Here is an 18,397-nt window from a genome sequence, read left to right on the forward strand (position 1 = left end):
TCGCCTATGCCCCCACGCTCTATGCAGTGCTGCGCATGATGAAACGAGCGGTAAAAACTCTCTTGCCTAAATCAAAAAAGCACTAAAGCAGATACGAATATATAAAGCGTAGATTTTTATATCTACTTGTGCGAGGCTGGTGGCAGTAGCTCAAAGAGCGTGATCTCACTATCGCTTAGCGCGCGCATAGGCGGTCCCCAGAAGCCTGTCCCCTCGCTTACATAGACATAGCCGCCGGTTTTTGTTTGGTGCAGTCCTTTGAGATAGGGCTGCTGGAGAAGCACTGCTAGTGAGATAGGGAAAATCTGTCCGCCGTGCGTGTGTCCTGTGAGCAGTAAATCAGCTTTAGCAAGCAAGGATTCTGGCAGGATATTGATGACTTTAGGCTGGTGGGTTAGGAGAATGGTGGGGAGAGCTGGGTTGAGATTGGCGAAAGTTTTTTCAAAATCTGGGCGCAAGAAGCCTAAGCGATCGCCCATAAGATCCGCGCTGCCAGCGAGGTTGATGAGTGGTGGTGTGCCAATGGGGAGATTTTCATTGAGTAAAACTTGGATACCAAGGGAGGGCAAATACTCTAGCATATCTTGCACATCGTGGATATACTCGTGATTGCCCAAGACATAATACACGCCATACTTTGCGCGCAACGCACGAAGCAAATCAAGGGTGGATTTTGCATTAGCTAGGCTTGTATCGACTAAATCGCCTGTTATGGCGATAATATCAGGCTCTGTTTGATTGACTAGAAACACGATTTTAGCCACGCGCTCTTCGTCCATAAGCCCGCCGATATGCACATCACTTAGCTGCACGATTGTTAGCGGAGCTGCGAGCTTGTCTAGCTCCATAGAGAGCTTTTCTACTTTGGGATCTTCTAGTCCGTGATACACTGCATAGAGACTATACACACAGCAAAGTGCTAGGATATATCGCTTTGCCTTGGGGACTAGGTGGTGGCGGCGAGCAAGCATTAGCGCGGCGTTGATTGCCCCTGCGATAAGGGCTGCGATGAGAAATGAAAATGCCACGCCCACCGAGATAGAAGCGAGCATAAAGAGCCATTTAGGCGTAGCGGCATAGCGCATAAACATATATGCCACACTCCAGCCAAGATTGATCCACAAAATCGCGCTATACAATCTACGCACATAAGCGCGGCTAGAGATATGACGCACGAGTAAAAAGTAGATGATAATATGGATAGCCACAAAAAGCAGCGAGCCAAGAAATGGGAACAAAAGCCCATTCATCTGGGCAAATTCTGGGGTATCTTCCATAATATCTCTACAAGACCGAAGTAATGCTAGTAAAGCAGGGCATAAGTTTTCCTAGGTCCATGCACACCAAAGACGGTTTGCAGCTCAATGTCTGCTGTGCGGCTTGGTCCTGCGACAAAGATAATATTACTTGGCAGGATAGTAGAGCCAGAGCGCGATCGCTCATAATCTTTAATAAACTCTATGCCATTAAAAATATTGCGCACGATAGCAGCCTTTGGCAAAAGATAGATACAGATATTGGTAATAAGCGATGATAATCGTGGAGCATTTTCATTAGAGCTTAGTCCCAAAATCCCAAGATCTGCCACCCCACATCGTGCTTGCACGAGAGAAATAGGGATATGAAAAAGCTCTGTGCGCATAGTATCGACACTTTGTGTGTAGGCTATGGGCGTGATGTGTTGGAGCTTGCTTACTTCAAGCTCGATGTCAGGGTTGTAGAGCAGCTTTTCTCCTTGTGCGATCGCGCCTTGGCTAATTTCTTGCTGCACAATCTCTTGCACTGCGTTTGTGAGCGTAGCTTTTGTGGCTTGCACGACAATGGCTTTGTTGTTGGTGTGGTTGGCGATGAAGTTTTCCACAAGATTGCTACTAGAATCCACTTTTTTGGATTCTAGCTCACCTGCTTGGTCAAGCTTTAGCGCGTTGCCAAAATGCGCACTAAAGGCTGGGATTGTGTGATTATAGGCGATAGACTCTCGCACCCTAGCTAAAATCGCTTCTTTTGCACTACTCATAAATCACTCCTTGTAAGTTTGCGACTTTTTTATGGAAGTCTGCGCTAATTGTGGGGAAGCTTCGGTATTTGGTCCAATGCTTTAGTAATGGCAAAAATCTAGCAAAGGGTGCAAGCAGTGGGGCAAACTTCGTCATCGACATAGCAAGCCGCCACCTGCTAGGATTAGTCGCAAGGCTAGCAAATGTGCGCATTTGGGACTGCTCTGCGCGACTTTGCGTGCTGCCATCATTGCCAGCGATATGTTTGCGCCCCTGTCCCACGCGCTCACTACGCAAATCTCGTATAAGCTCCGCTAGTGGAATCTGCACAGGGCACACTTCTGTGCAACGCCCACAAAGCGAGCAGAGATCAAGCATAGGCGAGCAGGTGTTTAGCCCAAAGAGTTGAGGTGTGATGACTTCGCCAATGGGTCCGGGATAGGTGCTTAGATAGGCGTGTCCGCCGATTTTGTCATACACTGGGCAGTGGTTTAGGCAGCTGCCGCAGCGGATACAGCTCATCGCGCGGTAGTAGTGGGGGTCTTTTAGCATAGCAGAGCGATTATTATCTAGCAGGATAATATGCACTTCTTTTGGTCCATCTTTTTCCCCCTCTTTGCGCGGAGAGGTGATGATGTTGTTGTAGCAGGTGATCACACTTCCCACCGCAGAAGGTGCTAGCATAGTATCAAGGATTGCTGCTTCTTCAAAGCTTTGGACGACCTTTTCGATTCCACAAATGGCGATATGGATTTCTGGCGCGGTGGTGCTCATCCTGCCATTACCTTCATTTTCTATAAGCCAGATCGCACCTTCTTCAGCGATGGCGAAATTCACCCCGCTAAGCCCCATTGTAAAAGTCTCAAACTCATTGCGCATATAGCTTCTAGCAATGCCATTTAGCTTCTCTGGCTCGCTCTCTAGCGGGGCGTTGAGCTTTTTGTGAAAAAGCTCGCCGATTTCATAGCGGTTTTTGTGGATTGCTGGGACTACGATATGCACAGGACTCTCACCAAGGAGCTGCAAAATCACTTCGCCTAAATCCGTCTCAATCGCCTGCAAGCCTTTGGATTCTAGGAAGTGATTGAGATGTATCTCCTCGCTTGCCATAGACTTGCCTTTAAGGATCTTTTTTACACCCTTTTCTTGCATAAGATTGTAGATGATTTCATTTGCCTCTTGCCCATCGCGCGCCCAATGCACTTGCATACCATTTTTTGTGGCATTTCTCTCAAACTCTTCTAGCACAGAATCTAGCTGGGATAGGGCATTTTGCTTAAGTCTTTTGCCTTTTTCGCGCAAGCTCTCCCAATGCACAAAGCGAGCGTTGATGAGATTTTTGCGGTTGGTGCGGAGTGTATCCATGGCGGAGAGAAGGTTGGTGCGGAGCTGTTTATTTTCCAGCCCCTCGTTGATTGCGTGGTGGAAATGCGCTTTTTGCGCAGAGAGATTGCTTGTCGTGTTGTGGCTCATGGTCGTCCTTTTTCTCTTTGGATAGTTGCTTTAAGATTCTAGAATCTAATTCACGCTAGCCCGATGCGCTTAGCAAGAAAATCATAGAGATGCATATAATCAATATTGACTCCTTGCTTACGCATAGCCCCTGTGATATTAAGCGCGCAGCCTGCATCACCAGCGATTAGATAATCCACTTGGCGCGCTTGTATATCAGCGATTTTTTGGCTTACCATAGCAGCAGAGACTTCAGGCTCTTTCACACTAAATGTCCCGCCAAATCCGCAGCACTCCTCTTCTCTCTCTAGCTCTACTAGCTCGACATTTTTTAGGCTTTTTAGTAGAGATTTTGCTGCTGGGATACACTTCGCCGCACGCAGAGCATGGCAATTACTATGCCAAGTGATACGCACGGGCTTGCCTACATCTTCATAGCGCACTTGCAGCACTTCGCTAAGATATTCGCTAAGCTCATACACGCGCGCAGCAAATGCTTTAGCCTCCTCATAATGCTCCGTGTTTTTAAAAAGCTCTTCATAATCAATGCGAAACATTCCTGTGCAAGAGCCGCTAATTAGCACGATAGGATAGTCGTGGCGAAAAAGTCGCATAGTATGCAAGGCTACTTGCCTTGTCTCATCATAGTAGCCAGAGTTGTAGCTAGGCTGTCCGCAGCAGGTTTGGTCCTTTTTGACGATGACTTCTACCCCTTCTTTTTGTAGTAGCTTAATGGCGTTGATACAAGTATCCGCGCACGCTGCCGCGCCGATACAAGTGGAGAAGAAATAGACCTTTTTCCCATCGCTTGGGTTGCTATGCGCTGTGTGCATAAACGCTCCTTAGAATATGGTGATGAAGAATCTTAAGATAAATCCTAAGTGCTGATTATTCTAGCGCATTTTGCATGTCGTGTTTATTAGTCGTATCTAAATTTCTGGCATTTTCTCTCTTCACTGGGGAGATTTTGCCGCTTTGGTTGGATTAGATTCTAACGAACACTTCGTAAAAATATGTAAATACATATTGTGTTTTATAAAAATTTATGATAGAATCCACGCTTTCTAAGATTTTAATTGCAAGGATTTTCGTGGATACAGCGCAGCCTATCATATACTTGAATAATGTTACAAAAGTCTATCCTAATGGCTTTCAAGCTATTCAGCCGCTCTCACTACATGTGCATAAAGGTGATATTATGGGGATTATTGGCTACTCGGGTGCAGGGAAATCCACTCTTATTCGCCTAATCAATCGTCTCGAGAATCCAAGTAGTGGTGAAATTCTTATAAATGGTGAAAATATCCTTACACTAAGCGAAAGCGCACTTCAAAAACGCCGCCAAAAAATTGGCATGATTTTTCAGCATTTTAATCTCCTTTCATCGCGTGATGTCTTTGGCAATGTAGCGTTTGCGCTAGAAATTGCTGGCTGGAAAAAAGAGCAGATAAAGACACGCGTCTATGAGCTGCTACAAATTGTGGGCTTGCGTGAGAAAGCGCATTTCTACCCAAGCCAACTAAGCGGTGGGCAAAAGCAGCGAGTGGCAATCGCACGCGCTCTAAGTAATCACCCGGATATTTTGCTTTGCGATGAAGCCACTAGCGCACTCGATACTAAGACGACGCACTCGATTCTTGCATTGTTAAAAAGTATCCAAACCCAGCTTGGAATCACTATTGTGCTTATCACTCACCAGATTGAAGTTGTGCGCGAGATTTGTAATGTCATGTGTGTGATGAGTGGTGGAGAAATCGTAGAGCGTGGCAGTGTGGAGCAGATATTTAGTGCGCCAAAGCATGCTATCACCAAAGAGCTGCTTTCCTATCTCCCAGCTGTAAGTGAGCGAGAAGTTCTTGAGCAAAGCCACAATGGTTATAAGATTTCTTTTGTCGGGGAGTATGTTGATCAACCGCTGATGTCAGATATTATTAAACGCTTTGGTGTAGATGTGAATATTCTAGCGGGCAATATTGAGCCTCTTAGCACGACGAAAGTGGGGCATTTGTTTGTAGAGTTTGGTGGGGAGGAGGCACAGATAGAAAAAGCGATCGAATATCTGCGCCACAAGCAGCTGCTCGTTGAGCATTTTGCATAATTTATAAAAGGGGCTATGATGAAAAAGATACAAAAAACTATCGGCTATATCGTAGCAGGCATTGCTTGCGTGGTGATTGTGCTGCTATGTGTTGCGCCATTGCTAAAAGATCTTGCAGTGCTTCTGGGCTCGCTTGGGCTAGATTCTGCCTTAAGACTTGCGGCAAACGCGATTGATGTGCGCTTTAGAGATGGGCTGCAAGTGCTTGTATGTGGTGTATGGAGTATGGTAGGTGCGGTAGATTCTGGTGGGCTAGAAGATCTAGCGCGTATGGTTGCCTATCATTATAATCAGCTGTCCCAAGCTACTTATGACACGCTTTATATGGTCGTGCTTTCAACCTTTGTCGCAGTGATTTTGGGGCTTCCTCTTGGCATGGCGCTAAGTGTAACAAAACGCCATAGAATCTGCTCCCAACCTTCACTAAACGCTCTGCTAGGCTCGGTGGTAAATATCGTGCGTTCTTTTCCTTTTATTATTCTTATCATCTTGCTTTTGCCACTCTCGCGTGCGATTGTAGGCACAAGCATTGGTGCGAGTGCAGCGGTGATTCCACTTTCTATCGCAGCCATTCCTTTCATTGCACGGCTATTTGAGGGAGCATTTGAGGAGATTGATAAAGGTCTTATTGAAGCCACGCTTAGTATGGGTGCGAGCAAACTTCGTATTATGCGCATGATGATAGCTGAAGCCAAACCCGGACTAATCAATGCTACGACGATTACGATTATCGCGCTCATTGGCTACTCGGCTATGGGTGGTGCTGTGGGGGCTGGAGGGCTTGGTGATGTGGCGATACGCATAGGATTCCAAGCCTATCAGGAGGATATTTTGCTAACGACTTCTATCGTGATTATCTTGCTTGTGCAGTTTGTGCAGAGTTTTGGTGATACTCTTATCGCAAAAGCAAGAAAAATGCGCTAGAATGATTACTCAATCTTACATATAAGGAGCATACATGAAAATACTTTCTCAAGGGATTCTCTCTAAAGGGATTTTAGGGGCTGCAGCTCTTGCGCTTTCGCTTTCTAGCATGTTGCATGCAGAGAAGCTAAAAGTCGGCGCCACACCAGTGCCACAAGCAGAAATACTACGCTTCATTGCGCCAGATTTGGCAGAGGCTGGAATCGAGCTTGAAGTCGTGGAATTTACCGACTATGTTTTGCCAAATATCGCACTTAGTGAAAAGAGTCTTGATGCTAACTATATGCAGCATAAGCCATACATGGACAAAATGAACGAAGATAGAAAGCTAAATCTTGTAGGTGTAGGGCAAGTGCATATTGAACCTATCGGTGGATATTCTAAGCGCATTAAAGACATCAAAGAGCTTAAAGATGGCGCGACTATCCTTATCCCAAATGACCCGACAAATGGCGGAAGAGCGTTGATTTTGCTCCACAATAGCGGGCTTATCAAACTTAAAGATCCAAGCAACCTAAGAGCAAAAGAGACTGATATTATCGAGAATCCAAAAAATCTCAAGATTAAGGCGCTTGAAGCTGCTCTATTGCCTAAAACTATGCAAGATGCAGATCTGGCTATTATCAATGGCAACTATGCGATTCAAGCCAAGCTTACTGCTCAAGATGCGCTTATCCTAGAGGATTCTCGATCGCCTTATGCGAATATCATTGCTGTGCGCGCAGGAGATGAAAATAAAGAATCAATCCAAGCGCTTAAAAAAGCAATGCAAAGTCAAAAGGTGAAAGACTTCATCGAGAAAACTTACAAAGGTCAAATTGTCCCTGCGTTTTAATTACATTTGCCTGCACTCTAGCCCAAATCCAGATTCTGGTAAATACTTGGGCTAGGAGGATTTACTTTCTTAATTTTGTTTCTGGTAGTGGCTTGACTTTTTACAGGGTTTTTGCGTATAATCGCGCTTCCGTGTCAGGGTAGCTCAGCTGGTTTAGAGCGCTGGTCTCATAAGCCGGAGGTCGGGGGTTCAAGTCCCCCCCTTGACACCATACTACCATTGCTTTTATTGAACTTCCAGATAAGCCTTAGATTCTGCTTTTAGATTGTTTGTTTCTTGCTCTAATTGATAGGCGGTATGTTTCTTTGCTTTTTGATTGTGGTGGATTTTATTCAAGCTCGAGTTTTTTGATGATACATGTGCGCGCAAGCAGATAGCTTGCACCACTTAGAAGTAAGTGGCTGCATACAACATACCCATATACTATCCACATCTCTAGACTTACGCTTTGACTATTTAGGTATTCGGCAATAGCAGTATTTACTCCACTAAATGCTGCTAATCCAAGTCCTAGTAGCGCACCTATAATATTTCCACAAATCACAATCCCAAAAAATAGCAAGAGCCCAACCACAAAGCGAAAGCTACTCACACGCCACATATTTAGTAAGGCGAGTGTTAGCAGGATATACATGAGAAACTCCAGCGTGAAGCCAAAAATCGATGTGATTGCATAGAGTGTAAAAAATGCGCGTGTCTCATTAAAATTTAAGAAGAAATGCGCGATGTTTTCACCAAGCACTGAAAACATCACAGATGGATTGATATTGGCGATAAAAACCAGTGAGCCAACTCCCACAAATGCAAAAAAGCTAAGTGAAGCACCAATTAAGATAAAGCAGTTAAGAATTTTAGCCAGCAGGATTGTATCGATTCCCATAGGCACACAGAATAGTAAATATCCATAATCGCCAAAGAGATTTTTCCCAAATGTGGAGATGATAAGCAGAATCTGCCAGATAATCAATATAAAACAAAGCAGCACCGCACCAGTAATACATAGCCCCAAGATAAACTGCATAATGCCCAAGCCCAAAGTATGCAGTGTGTTGTATTTGACAATCACGCTTATGCCTAGCATGCAGATAAGAAACGCCAGGCTAATGACAGCAAGTGGAAGATAGCTTTGTGAGAACTCGTAGCGGAGAAGTTTTCTCATAGGCTACTCCATTGCGAGTTTTGTGTAGTAGGGGTTGGTCTAGCGGAGTTTGGGGAAGTGGATTTTGCTTCATTGGATTCTAGTGAGGTAGAATCCAATGAGATAAGATTAGATTCTGGTGTGTCGGTGCTGGCGTTTGGCACACCAGAATCTAGCGCGCGTAGATTTTCTCTGCCTAGGTGCTGCGGGCTAGTATGTTGCGGGTCAAAATTGTGTGCGAATGCTTGTTTAAACGCACCCTCTAGCGTAAGTCCTCCTGCAGTAAATTCCTCGATAGTTTTGTGAGCAAGCACTTGACCATGGGAGAGAAAAATTGCTTCATCAAGGATAGGCTCTACATCATGGATAAGGTGCGTGGCGATAAGCACGCTAGCATTTTTGTCGTAGTTTTCTAAAATGAGCTTAAACACCAAATCCCGTGCCACAGGATCGACTCCAGCAATTGGCTCATCAAATATATAGAGCTTGGCTTTGCGCGAGAGCATGAGAATAAGTGCGATTTTTTCTCTATTGCCTTTGGAGAGATGTTTGAGCTTCTGTTTGGGATTGAGTCCTAGCTGTGCGCAGAGAGATAGGGCTTTCCCCATGTCGAAATCGACAAAAAAATCCGCAAAAAATTTGCACGCATACTCGAAATTCCAGTGCAGGGGAATATGATTTTTATCAGGGAGATAAGAGATATATGCTTTTGATTCATCGCTAATAGATTTGCCAAGTATTTGGACGCTGCCATCATATTGGCGCAAAAGCCCTAGAAGCACTTTAATGAGCGTTGTTTTCCCGCTGCCATTTGGTCCAAGTAGCCCGACAATCCTGCCACTCTCTAGCTGAAGCGAGAGATTATCTATGGCTCTGGTAGAGTCGTAGGACTTGCTTAGGTGGGAGATTGTAACTAGCATGGAACTCCTTGGAAGTCTGCTGTGTAGGAGTGGATTTACGATGATTATAGCAGAATCTACTCATAGCGCAAGGCTTTTATGGGGTCTTGCATGGAGGCTTTTTTTGCTGGAAGATAGCCAAATATCACGCCAATCCCCGCAGAAATCCCAAATGCCAGCACTGCCACACCGATGTCAAACACAAAAGGGATTAGCATAAGGTAGCTCGCTAGCCATGCGCCAAAAAACCCAACCACCACCCCGATACACCCTCCAAGCGAGCTAATGACGATAGATTCTACTAGAAACTGCAAGAGCACTTCGCTCTCTAGTGCGCCAATAGCTAGCCGTGTGCCAATCTCTCGTGTGCGCTCGGTAACAGAGACCAGCATGATATTCATAATCCCAATCCCGCCTACAAACAAGCTCATACTTGCAATCGCACCTAGAAATATTGTCATTGTTTTTGTCGCCTCTTCCATAGCCCGTGCCATTTCTTTTGTGTCCCAGATGTCAAAGCGCTCTTTTTGTCCTTCTTGTGGTGGGCGGATTTGGAGCATGATCTCGCGTAATTTAGCTGCTGCTAGCACACTATCTACACCATCATCGAGCGAGATGAGCACCTGGGAGATGAAAAACGGGCTACTAGTGCCAAAGACGAAGTTTGAGAAGGCTTTTAGTGGGAGCAAAATGATATTGTCTTGGTCATTCCCTCGTGCGCCTTGTCCTTTGGATTCTAGCACTCCTACGATCTCACACATGCTATCGCGTATGCGCACCCGAGCACCGAGCGGATTCTCTGTGCCAAATAGCTCTTTGACCATGCTTGTGCCCACAAGGCACATTCGCGCCCCACTTTCATACTCTCGCTCTTCAATTACCCGCCCAGAATCTAGCTGCCACATCGTAGCAGCTAGATAGCCAGAATCCACTCCACTTACCATGACTTGCGCACTTTTGCCTCCATAGCGCACGAGTGTTTGGGTTGAAGCTATGGGTGCTATGGCGCGCGCTTGTGTGAAAGTGTTGCGCACGATTGCTACTTCGGCAGTGCTGAAATTGCGCTGCAGACTCCCGCCAGCACTGCTAAAGCCTCGCGCTGGATTTAGAGTGATGATATTGCTACCTAGGCTTTTTATCTGGTTTTGGATATTTACTTTGACTCCATTGCCAATGGCAATCATAATAACCACGCTCGCCACACCGATGATAACACCTAGCATGGTAAGAAACGCACGCAACATATTTCTGTAGATTTGCTTAAAAGCTAGGATTAGTGCATTTATGATCATGGCATGTCTTTGGAATTTTTAGATTCTGGCGTGTTTTGATCGATTTGAATTTGTCCATCAAAAAAATGCAGCTCACGCGAGGCGTAGCGTGCCATATCGCTTTCGTGTGTTACCATGAGGATTGTAACGCCTAGCTCGCGATTAAGCGAGGTGAGCAGCTCCATGATTTCCACAGAGCGAGTAGAATCTAGATTCCCCGTAGGCTCATCAGCGATGAGAAACATCGGCTCTTGCGCGATTGCTCGAGCGATTGCTACGCGCTGCTGCTGCCCACCACTTAGCTCGTTGCTTAGATGTCCTGCCCAGCGCGCAAGCCCCACGCGCTCAAGCGCATTCATGGCTTTAGCATGGCGGGATTTTTTATCCAAGCCTTTGTAGAGTAAGGGAAGCTCGACATTTTCTAGCGCAGATGTGCGCGAGAGTAGATTAAACCCCTGAAATACAAACCCTATGCAAAATCGCCGCACCATCGCGCGCTGCTTGCGTGAGAGCGTAGTGATCTCTAGACCATTGAAGTAATAATGCCCAGAAGTGAGAGAGTCTAGGCAGCCAAGGATATTTGCCATGGTGGATTTCCCCGAGCCAGATGGTCCCATAAGTGCGATAAATTCGCCCCGCTCTATGCGCAAATCCACCCCGCGCAGGGCATGGTAGCCTGTGTCATAGGCTTTGTGGGCACTTTCTAGGGAGATGAAGCTCATTTTTGCTGCATTTGCGTGATGATTTGTGTATTTGGCGAGAGAGTAGGGCGCAGAATCTGCACATGCACACCATCGCTAATCCCTATCTCTACTTCTAGCGGGGTAGGCTTGCTATTTTCGAGGAGATAGATTGTTTTGCTGGGCTTTTTGGATTGGGCAATGCTGTTTGTGCGGCGTGGTGGCGGGGCATTAAAGGAGAAAGATTTTTTCTTGCTACTATCCATAGATTTTGGTGGCTCGAAAAATAGCGCACTCACAGGGACTGCTTGGGCATTATCTTGGGTTTGGACAATAATTGTCGCGCTCGCACTCATACCAGGGCGTAAGAGATTTTGGCTATTATCGACAAGAATTCTCGTCTCATAGCTAATGATGTTGTTTGTGCTATCTTGCGTGGCGGCGTAGCTCACACGATCGACTTTGGCATAAAAATCCTTATCGGGATAGGCATCAACGCGAAAACGCACCTCCTGTCCTGCTTGCACACTGCCGATGTCAGATTCTGCGACATGCACGATGAGACTCATTTGCTCGAGACTTTTTGCGAGCTTGAAGAGTGTGGGTGTTTGAAAACTTGCTGCTACGGTTTGTCCTGGGTCGATTTTGCGCTCTAGGACAATGCCATTTATAGGGCTTATGATAATGGAGTTTTTGATGTCTATCTCGCTGCTGCGCACATCGGATTCTATATTTTTGATATTAGAGGCATTAACTTGGACATTGCGCTTAGCGCTTTCATATTCAAGCTGGGCGCTGTGGAGATCAAGCTGGGAGGGGGATTTCCCGCCTGTGCGTTCATAGAGTGCTTTTAGGCGCTCATAACTCCATTTGGTAGTTTTCTCTGTGGTGAGGCTTAGCTGGTATTGCGCGCGCGCGGATTCTAGGTTGGCTTTTTGTTTATTGAGCGTTTGAAGGAGCTTTTCGGGGTTGATTTTGGCAAGCACTTCGCCCTCTTTGACATGGTCGTTGATATCGACAAAAACTTCCTGAATCCGCCCAGAAATCTGGCTGCCTACCTCCACGGTGTCTAGCGGTTGAAGTGTGCCGGCTGCAGAGATGGTTTGAGTGATTGAAGCTCTCTGTGGTGAGGTGGTTTTATAGATATAGGTGGTGCGATCATGTAAAATCCACCATGCTAGCAGTGCTACACCCACGCCTACGGCGATGATAGCGCCAATAATCCACGCACGCTTGCGTCTTTTGTTTTGGCGATTTGGCTGGAGCAAGGCTTGCATTTGTGTAGTATCCACGGCATTCCTTTTGTGGTATTGGCACTTAGATTTTGCACGCAATTTTAGGAGCTCAAGTGCGGCGCGTATTGTAGCAGAATTGTAGCTACTAGTAGAGCTACTCTATGGGCTAGAGTATGAATCCTAGCTCGGTGTGTAGGCAATGTGTGATATCGTAGATATTGTCGATTTTGCCGCCCATAATCGTGCAAAATCCCTTTATCCCATAATCCTTGGCAAAAACAATAGGTCTGCCATCATCGAGCTCATTTTTGGTCTGGAGGGTTTTTATCTCATAGAGTGAGTCGATGTATTGTAGGGATTCTAGGATTGGGATATATCGTTTGGCATCTGCTAGCATAAGTGGGAAATTACTACGCGGTGCATGTGTGAAATCCCCTAGCAGCTTGTAAGGATCTGGGTGAGAATCATGCTTAGATTCTGGGGTGTTTGTATTGGAATCCACCCAGGCATAATGCGGTGTATAGCGCACATGACTTAGTGTATAGCATTCACGAGCAGGGTAGGGCATGAGTGAGAAAAATGCTCCGTCCATAATAGTAAAAGAGAGATGATGTAATGTTTCAGGGACTTGCACAAGAGCCATTTCTGTGAGCTCATATTTGAGTGATAGGGGTGGGAGATTAGAATTTATCAGCAAGGTGTTGATCCCAGCGTAGGTGCAGTTTAGCACCAGGGGAGCGCATAAGCGATGTGATGATGAATGGGGCTTGGAAGTAGATTCTGGTGTAATATGCACGATCACTTGCCCTTGAGCTTCTTGCCCTATGGAATGCGCACGCGTATGATAGAGAATCTCTACACCACTGGATTCTAGCTTTTCTTTGAGTATTTCGCGCAGTATGTTGGCATTGAAAGCAAATTCTCGCACTTTAAATACATCACTAATGCGATATGGATCGCATAGGGATTTGATTGTATCAGGGGCTGGCTCTATGGGAATATTAAATTGCTTAAAAAGCCGATAAAACTGCGTGCTAGAGATTTTTGATCCAATGCGCGCTAGGCAATAGTATTTTTCAAACTCTTGCATAATCGCTGGTGCAAATTCTGTGCAGAATGTGCGAAAATGTCGCGCGCTACTAAGTGCTGTGCTAAGGCTTCTTGGGTAGTGGTAGCCATTATGCACGCGGGCTTGGTTGTTAAGGCTTGCGTGTAGCAGCAGATCACCTAGGCGCTCAATGAGCAGGACCTTTTGATAGGATTTTCTAGCTTGCAGCGCGATACATGCCCCAAAAAATCCGCCCCCGATGACAACGCAGTCATATCGCTTCAAGCGCGGGGAAGCATAGTAAGGGTTCATGGTTGGTTTCCTTTGGTGTTAGGCGATATTGGCTTTCGCGTGGGCTTGCTCTAGGAGCTGGAGTGTTAGCGTGCAAAGGCGCTCATGGTAGTGGTAGGTTTGTTTATCTATGATTGCTTTTGTAAAGTTGTCTAGGGATAGTATGAGATTTTGAGACTCATCATAGATAGGGAGTGGGCTTAAGCTTTTATGTTTGGAGCTTGGCTCTATGGTAAGCGGGGTTGGAGAGAGCATATTGACACAAAGTGTCAAATCCCTAGAATCTGTATCTTCCGGGCTGCTTTGTTGATTATGCGCAGTTGTGTTATTGGTTTGTATTTGTAGGATTCTGGTTTTAGATTGTGCTAGTAGTGAGCATTCCAGAGATATTGGGCATTCACTAGATTCTAGCACTACTCGTGCGCTCTGCAAGCCGGAGTCGAAAAACTCACATTCTACCACGCGCACATTGTGGAGTATCCCTTGAGCCTCCATAGCGGCAAATACGCTCAAATAATGCACACCAAGCACTTCTAGCACACTTTCATTTGCATAGAATCTGCCATATTGACAAATCTTGGCATGAATGGATTGTATGCTTGCTTGCTCCAGTAGCTCTAGCGCATGTCCAATACTGCGTGAAAAAGTGTAGATATAGTTTGTAAAAAGCACACGATTTCTTTTGCGCGCTAAGGATTGTAGTGTTGTGAGTTGGGCAAGCGTTGTGGTTGTGGGCTTTTCGATAAAGACATCGCAGTTGCACTCTAGCGCAAGCTGGGCTAGAGAGAAGTGAGAATGCAGTGGAGTAGCGATAAATGCGACATCAGCAGATTCTAGGGATTTGTATAGGTGGCTTGGCTCCACATTACTACCTAAAATCTCAAGTAAATCATAATACTCCTGAATATATCGAGCTAGAATCTCTCCCCAATACCCTCTGCCTAGTAGAAGTGCTTTTTGCTTGTGCCTCATGCTTTGTCTCTTGGCTGGATTTCTGCTTTAAACCTAGATCTAAGTCGCCAAATCTCACGCAAATATGTGCGCGCAAGGGGTAGGACTTTGACTTTTGACTCTGTGGCTTCATCAGCCCATTGTATTGGGATTTCCGTGATGGATAGCCCTAAATGCTCGGCAATAATGAGCATTTGTGCGCAATAAAACCACCCATCATCATCGCTGCAGTGTGATTTTAGTAGCTCTGCTGTGCTGGCATGATAGAATTTAAACCCACACATCGCATCGCTAAAGCGCACTTTTAGCACTGCGTGCAATATTGCATTAAGTCCCCATGAGCAGATTTCGCGCTTTAGGCTTCTGCCAATAACTTTTGCGCCTTTAAGCAGTCTTGATCCCACGATAATTTGGGTGCTAGCACAAAGTGCAGTATAGACTTCTTTGATATGCTTGATGTCAGTAGATAGATCAATATCCATATAGCCTATAAATGCACAAGGCTCTTGATCTTTGCGTGTGGCATTATGATTGATCGCGCTGCGTAGTGCTAGACCTACGCCTCTTTTTTCTAAGCGTAGGTATTCCACTTTTAGCTTAGATTCTAGGATTGCAGAATCTACCTTGCTAGAATCCAAGCTGGCATATCGCGCGCATAGATGTTTGGCAATCTCTGGCGTGCGATCGCTTGAGCCATTATCTACGATAGTAATGATACAGGGGATTTGCTCTTGCAATAGGAATGCAGCAGCTTTGTCTATACCTGCTGCAAGGCGTTTTTCCTCATTGAGCACGGGGAATATGATATTAAGCACAGGAGCTTTTGGCATGGATTCTCCTCCTTAGGGTTGGCGAGTGGGCGGGATTTTTGGGATTGCTGTGATATTGCGCTCATACATATCGAGCACCACAGAGCTTTGCTCATCAATGATTTCATAAGGAGTTGCGCCTTTTTGGCGTATTAGGAGCACGCGCAGATATTCTCCCATGATAGAGAGTGTAAGAAAAAGCCCAGTATTCATTACGACCATGTAAAGAGAAGTTGAAGTCCAGCCCTGTGTAATATGTGGAAGAAAGAGAAAAGAGCTCACGATATAGAGTGTATATAAGCCATTAAAAAGAGCAAGCAACAAGCATAAGCAAGTGCCTAGTCGCAGCAGCCTGTAAGAGCTGGTAATAATAAGGTCAAGTCCTAAGTGGATAGAGTTTTTGATTGGTTTGTTTGCAGGTTTAAGCGGTGTGTATGGGAGCTTGCAAATCCGCAATGTTTTATCAAAATTTACAAAACGAAGCAGAGATATATCGCCCTGTGTGCGTAAAATTGTGTTGATCACTTTGCGGGAGAGCACACAAAACTCACTCAAAGACTCTTGACCATCACCATTGCCAAAAATTGAAAATGTCTTGTAGAAAATCTTTGAGATGAGGTTTTGGAGTGGATTGTGGAGCTTTGTCTCTCGCACACCTATAATCGCATCATAATCTTGCGCGCGCTCTAGCATAGCAATGGCAGAATCTATAGGATCGACTTCTGGGGTGAAGAATAATACATAATCCCCGATACACTCTTGCAGGAAAATTGTGTATTGCAATGAGCCTAGATTCTCATAACTGCTTATGGGTGATGAGATTTGCAGGATTCTGCAGTTAGGGATTGCTTGGGTGATATGCGCGTTAGAATCTAGTGAAAACGGGGGGGGGGGGAAGATGTAGCTCGCCAGCAGCGCCACTAGCAGCTTTCATATCACCAAACAAGGGGTTTAGCAAAAGAATCTCAAAATACATAAAATGCTTGCTCAACGCCAGCTGGAGCGTGCGCAGGGAGTTAGGTGTGATGTGCTGCTGCAAAATGGCAATAGAGATGATATTTTGTCGCATAAATCCCTCGATATCGTAATTTGATAGCTAAATGGGTAGGTAAAATGTGCGGGATTATAGCATAAATCATGCTTGTAGCAACAAGCGAAATGGCTGCTTTTGCATGGGCTTGTTGTTTGCTATAAAGCTTCCCTAAAGCAAATTCCAGCTACAATCGCGGGCTGTTTCTAAGGATTCTAGCCCAATGCTAGCTAGAATCTACAAGAAGCTTTATTAAGACAACAACGAAAGGATACACAATGTTAGAAGGACAAATTAGAGAGAGTATTTCAAAGGCAAATGCAAAAGCCTTGCGGAAAGATGGCTATCTAATTGCCAATATCTATGCAAAAGGTGTGGAGAATATCCATTGCGCGTTTAAGATCAACGACTTTATCCGCACAATCAAAACAAAAACTTCGCTGATTTTCCCTGTCAAAGTCGGTGGCAAGACGCTTGATGTAGTGATCCAAGAATATCAAAAAGACCCTGTGTATGACACAATCTTGCATATCGATCTTATGGTCGCACAAAAGGGCGTAGTCTCTAAATACAAAGTCCCTGTCGTCGCTAAAGGCACTGCCGTAGGGCTCAAAAACAAAGGCGTCCTCCTTATAGCCAAAAAGCGCGTAAGCGTGAAAGCTGCGCCCGAGAATCTGCCAAATGCCTATGAGCTTGATGTGAGTGCGCTTGATGTGGGGCATTCAATCTTGGTGCGCGATCTCCCAGAGATTCAAGGCGTGAAAATCACAGAAAACGAATCTGTCGCAGTTATCAGCTGTATCAAAGCCAAATAATCGCGCTTCCCTGCGAAGCCGCGATGAGCCAACATGTCCGCGCGCGCTAGATTCTCCAGTCATCAAACCAGCCATAACCCCAGCCCTGCCGTTAAATCTCTAGAAGCCAAGCCTATTATCAAACCTACCACGCGTCTATCCCAGCAGAATCTAAAAATGCTTGCCAAAGAGTTTTTGGCTTTAGCAAAACAGCCTCGTGATCTTCTAGCAAAGCTACAAGACTTAGTAGAATCTACTCCAGAATCCAGCGCAGATTTTGGAGTAGATTCTGGTGTGCTCATCGTAGGTTTAGGAAATCCAGGTGAGAAATACGCGTGCAATCGCCATAATGTAGGGTTTATGGTGCTTGATAGACTATGTGAGGCATTGGGCGGAAGCTGGGAGGCTGTGCCAAAATTTCGCGCAGATCTTGCGGTGCTACCAAGCCACAATACATGCCCACTCGCGCGTTTTACTCGCTGCTACTTGCTAAAACCCCAGACATTTATGAATCTCTCTGGCGAGTCTGTGGGGGCATTTGCGCGCTTTTATAAGATTTCGTGCATACTTGTTGTCCATGATGAGCTTGATATCCCATTTGGCGCACTACGCTACAAGCTTGGCGGAAGTAGTGGTGGGCACAATGGTCTAAAATCTATCGACGCTCACATTAGCGATCATCTGGGTGGCAATAGCTACGCGCGCTTGCGTTTTGGTATAGGCGATCCTAGCTTGCACAAGCCCTATGATGTTGCGGGGTTTGTGCTTGGGGATTTTTTGCCAGCACAGGGTGATGAGCTTGGTGCTCTTATCACGCATGCTATGCTCGGGGCATTGTTTTTTGCTTGCACGCGCGACTTTGCCGCGACGCAAAATTTCTTCACCAAAGCTGCTCCTAGCAAAGCCCCAGAAGTAGCGCCCAAAAGCCTAGGGGAGGAGCGCTAG

Annotated in this window: 19 protein-coding genes and 1 tRNA gene; 6 read left to right on the forward strand and 14 right to left on the reverse strand. The window is 45.7% G+C overall.

Annotated features, from left to right (window positions below):
* Window positions 1–122: 122 nt before the first annotated feature.
* The 4 genes from Q0171_RS03870 to Q0171_RS03885 are packed head-to-tail and all read right to left on the reverse strand — an operon-like array spanning window position 123 to window position 4,282.
* Window positions 123–1,277 (reverse strand): metallophosphoesterase, encoded by a 1,155-nt coding sequence (locus Q0171_RS03870; protein ID WP_299326966.1) that lies wholly within the window; start codon window positions 1,275–1,277, stop codon window positions 123–125.
* A gap of 26 nt (window positions 1,278–1,303) precedes the next feature.
* On the reverse strand, window positions 1,304–2,017 hold the full coding sequence (locus Q0171_RS03875; RefSeq protein WP_299326968.1) for an LUD domain-containing protein: 714 nt from the start codon (window positions 2,015–2,017) through the stop codon (window positions 1,304–1,306).
* Window positions 2,010–3,470, reverse strand: a complete 1,461-nt coding sequence (locus Q0171_RS03880; RefSeq protein ID WP_299326970.1) for a LutB/LldF family L-lactate oxidation iron-sulfur protein — start codon at window positions 3,468–3,470, stop codon at window positions 2,010–2,012. The genes Q0171_RS03875 and Q0171_RS03880 overlap by 8 nt, the downstream gene beginning before the upstream one ends.
* 50 nt (window positions 3,471–3,520) lie before the next feature.
* Complete coding sequence (locus Q0171_RS03885; RefSeq protein WP_299326972.1) at window positions 3,521–4,282, reverse strand: (Fe-S)-binding protein; 762 nt, start codon at window positions 4,280–4,282, stop codon at window positions 3,521–3,523.
* A 275-nt stretch (window positions 4,283–4,557) separates the two neighbouring features.
* On the opposite strand from Q0171_RS03885, the gene Q0171_RS03890 reads away from it, so the two are divergent.
* The 4 genes from Q0171_RS03890 to Q0171_RS03905 all read left to right on the forward strand — a co-directional run bounded on the left by Q0171_RS03890 (window position 4,558) and on the right by Q0171_RS03905 (window position 7,517).
* Window positions 4,558–5,547, forward strand: coding sequence for a methionine ABC transporter ATP-binding protein (locus Q0171_RS03890; RefSeq protein WP_299327034.1), 990 nt, complete (start codon window positions 4,558–4,560; stop codon window positions 5,545–5,547).
* A gap of 270 nt (window positions 5,548–5,817) precedes the next feature.
* Window positions 5,818–6,471 carry a methionine ABC transporter permease gene (locus tag Q0171_RS03895; protein ID WP_299327036.1) on the forward strand — a complete coding sequence of 218 codons (654 nt, stop codon included), beginning with the start codon at window positions 5,818–5,820 and terminating at the stop codon, window positions 6,469–6,471.
* A gap of 109 nt (window positions 6,472–6,580) precedes the next feature.
* Complete coding sequence (locus Q0171_RS03900; RefSeq protein ID WP_299327038.1) at window positions 6,581–7,306, forward strand: MetQ/NlpA family ABC transporter substrate-binding protein; 726 nt, start codon at window positions 6,581–6,583, stop codon at window positions 7,304–7,306.
* Window positions 7,307–7,439: 133 nt separating this feature from the next.
* A tRNA-Met gene (locus Q0171_RS03905) sits at window positions 7,440–7,517 on the forward strand.
* Between the two features lie 117 nt (window positions 7,518–7,634).
* On the opposite strand, the gene Q0171_RS03910 is transcribed toward Q0171_RS03905, so the two are convergent.
* From Q0171_RS03910 to Q0171_RS03955, 10 genes are all read right to left on the reverse strand, one after another.
* Entirely contained in the window at window positions 7,635–8,465 is an 831-nt protein-coding gene (locus Q0171_RS03910; RefSeq protein WP_299326974.1) for a hypothetical protein, read from the reverse strand.
* Window positions 8,462–9,364: an ABC transporter ATP-binding protein gene (locus tag Q0171_RS03915; RefSeq protein ID WP_299326976.1), complete on the reverse strand. Its 903-nt coding sequence runs from the start codon at window positions 9,362–9,364 to the stop codon at window positions 8,462–8,464. Before Q0171_RS03915 ends, Q0171_RS03910 begins: the two co-directional genes overlap by 4 nt.
* 56 nt (window positions 9,365–9,420) lie before the next feature.
* Window positions 9,421–10,635 (reverse strand): ABC transporter permease, encoded by a 1,215-nt coding sequence (locus Q0171_RS03920; protein WP_299326978.1) that lies wholly within the window; start codon window positions 10,633–10,635, stop codon window positions 9,421–9,423.
* On the reverse strand, window positions 10,632–11,336 hold the full coding sequence (locus tag Q0171_RS03925) for an ABC transporter ATP-binding protein (RefSeq protein WP_299326980.1): 705 nt from the start codon (window positions 11,334–11,336) through the stop codon (window positions 10,632–10,634). The genes Q0171_RS03920 and Q0171_RS03925 overlap by 4 nt, the downstream gene beginning before the upstream one ends.
* The gene (locus Q0171_RS03930; protein ID WP_299326982.1) at window positions 11,333–12,586 is read right to left on the reverse strand and encodes an efflux RND transporter periplasmic adaptor subunit; all 1,254 of its coding nucleotides are present in this window, start codon (window positions 12,584–12,586) and stop codon (window positions 11,333–11,335) included. Before Q0171_RS03930 ends, Q0171_RS03925 begins: the two co-directional genes overlap by 4 nt.
* 109 nt (window positions 12,587–12,695) lie before the next feature.
* Window positions 12,696–13,889, reverse strand: a complete 1,194-nt coding sequence (locus tag Q0171_RS03935) for an FAD-dependent oxidoreductase (protein ID WP_299326984.1) — start codon at window positions 13,887–13,889, stop codon at window positions 12,696–12,698.
* 18 nt (window positions 13,890–13,907) lie between these two features.
* Window positions 13,908–14,840 (reverse strand): Gfo/Idh/MocA family oxidoreductase, encoded by a 933-nt coding sequence (locus Q0171_RS03940; RefSeq protein ID WP_299326986.1) that lies wholly within the window; start codon window positions 14,838–14,840, stop codon window positions 13,908–13,910.
* On the reverse strand, window positions 14,837–15,649 hold the full coding sequence (locus Q0171_RS03945) for a glycosyltransferase (RefSeq protein ID WP_299326988.1): 813 nt from the start codon (window positions 15,647–15,649) through the stop codon (window positions 14,837–14,839). Before Q0171_RS03945 ends, Q0171_RS03940 begins: the two co-directional genes overlap by 4 nt.
* A gap of 12 nt (window positions 15,650–15,661) precedes the next feature.
* On the reverse strand, window positions 15,662–16,549 hold the full coding sequence (locus Q0171_RS03950) for a hypothetical protein (protein ID WP_299326990.1): 888 nt from the start codon (window positions 16,547–16,549) through the stop codon (window positions 15,662–15,664).
* Entirely contained in the window at window positions 16,494–16,697 is a 204-nt protein-coding gene (locus Q0171_RS03955) for a hypothetical protein (protein ID WP_299326992.1), read from the reverse strand. The genes Q0171_RS03950 and Q0171_RS03955 overlap by 56 nt, the downstream gene beginning before the upstream one ends.
* A gap of 239 nt (window positions 16,698–16,936) precedes the next feature.
* On the opposite strand from Q0171_RS03955, the gene Q0171_RS03960 reads away from it, so the two are divergent.
* On the forward strand, window positions 16,937–17,473 hold the full coding sequence (locus Q0171_RS03960; protein ID WP_299326994.1) for a 50S ribosomal protein L25/general stress protein Ctc: 537 nt from the start codon (window positions 16,937–16,939) through the stop codon (window positions 17,471–17,473).
* Between the two features lie 33 nt (window positions 17,474–17,506).
* Window positions 17,507–18,397 carry an aminoacyl-tRNA hydrolase gene (pth, locus tag Q0171_RS03965; protein ID WP_299326996.1) on the forward strand — a complete coding sequence of 297 codons (891 nt, stop codon included), beginning with the start codon at window positions 17,507–17,509 and terminating at the stop codon, window positions 18,395–18,397.

It is taken from the genome of uncultured Helicobacter sp., from assembly GCF_937906905.1.
Lineage (GTDB): Bacteria > Campylobacterota > Campylobacteria > Campylobacterales > Helicobacteraceae > Helicobacter_B.

Bases quoted from the DNA above. Each gene is read 5' to 3' on its own strand.
- pth (WP_299326996.1), top strand. From the start codon at position 17,507: ATGTCCGCGCGCGCTAGATTCTCCAGTCATCAAACCAGCCATAACCCC.
- Q0171_RS03920 (WP_299326978.1), bottom strand. From the start codon at position 10,635: ATGATCATAAATGCACTAATCCTAGCTTTTAAGCAAATCTACAGAAAT.
- Q0171_RS03885 (WP_299326972.1), bottom strand. From the start codon at position 4,282: ATGCACACAGCGCATAGCAACCCAAGCGATGGGAAAAAGGTCTATTTC.
- Q0171_RS03880 (WP_299326970.1), bottom strand. From the start codon at position 3,470: ATGAGCCACAACACGACAAGCAATCTCTCTGCGCAAAAAGCGCATTTC.
- Q0171_RS03960 (WP_299326994.1), top strand. From the start codon at position 16,937: ATGTTAGAAGGACAAATTAGAGAGAGTATTTCAAAGGCAAATGCAAAA.
- Q0171_RS03900 (WP_299327038.1), top strand. From the start codon at position 6,581: ATGTTGCATGCAGAGAAGCTAAAAGTCGGCGCCACACCAGTGCCACAA.
- Q0171_RS03915 (WP_299326976.1), bottom strand. From the start codon at position 9,364: ATGCTAGTTACAATCTCCCACCTAAGCAAGTCCTACGACTCTACCAGA.
- Q0171_RS03910 (WP_299326974.1), bottom strand. From the start codon at position 8,465: ATGAGAAAACTTCTCCGCTACGAGTTCTCACAAAGCTATCTTCCACTT.
- Q0171_RS03945 (WP_299326988.1), bottom strand. From the start codon at position 15,649: ATGCCAAAAGCTCCTGTGCTTAATATCATATTCCCCGTGCTCAATGAG.
- Q0171_RS03940 (WP_299326986.1), bottom strand. From the start codon at position 14,840: ATGAGGCACAAGCAAAAAGCACTTCTACTAGGCAGAGGGTATTGGGGA.
- Q0171_RS03935 (WP_299326984.1), bottom strand. From the start codon at position 13,889: ATGAACCCTTACTATGCTTCCCCGCGCTTGAAGCGATATGACTGCGTT.
- Q0171_RS03870 (WP_299326966.1), bottom strand. From the start codon at position 1,277: ATGGAAGATACCCCAGAATTTGCCCAGATGAATGGGCTTTTGTTCCCA.
- Q0171_RS03875 (WP_299326968.1), bottom strand. From the start codon at position 2,017: ATGAGTAGTGCAAAAGAAGCGATTTTAGCTAGGGTGCGAGAGTCTATC.
- Q0171_RS03925 (WP_299326980.1), bottom strand. From the start codon at position 11,336: ATGAGCTTCATCTCCCTAGAAAGTGCCCACAAAGCCTATGACACAGGC.
- Q0171_RS03955 (WP_299326992.1), bottom strand. From the start codon at position 16,697: ATGCGACAAAATATCATCTCTATTGCCATTTTGCAGCAGCACATCACA.
- Q0171_RS03895 (WP_299327036.1), top strand. From the start codon at position 5,818: ATGGTTGCCTATCATTATAATCAGCTGTCCCAAGCTACTTATGACACG.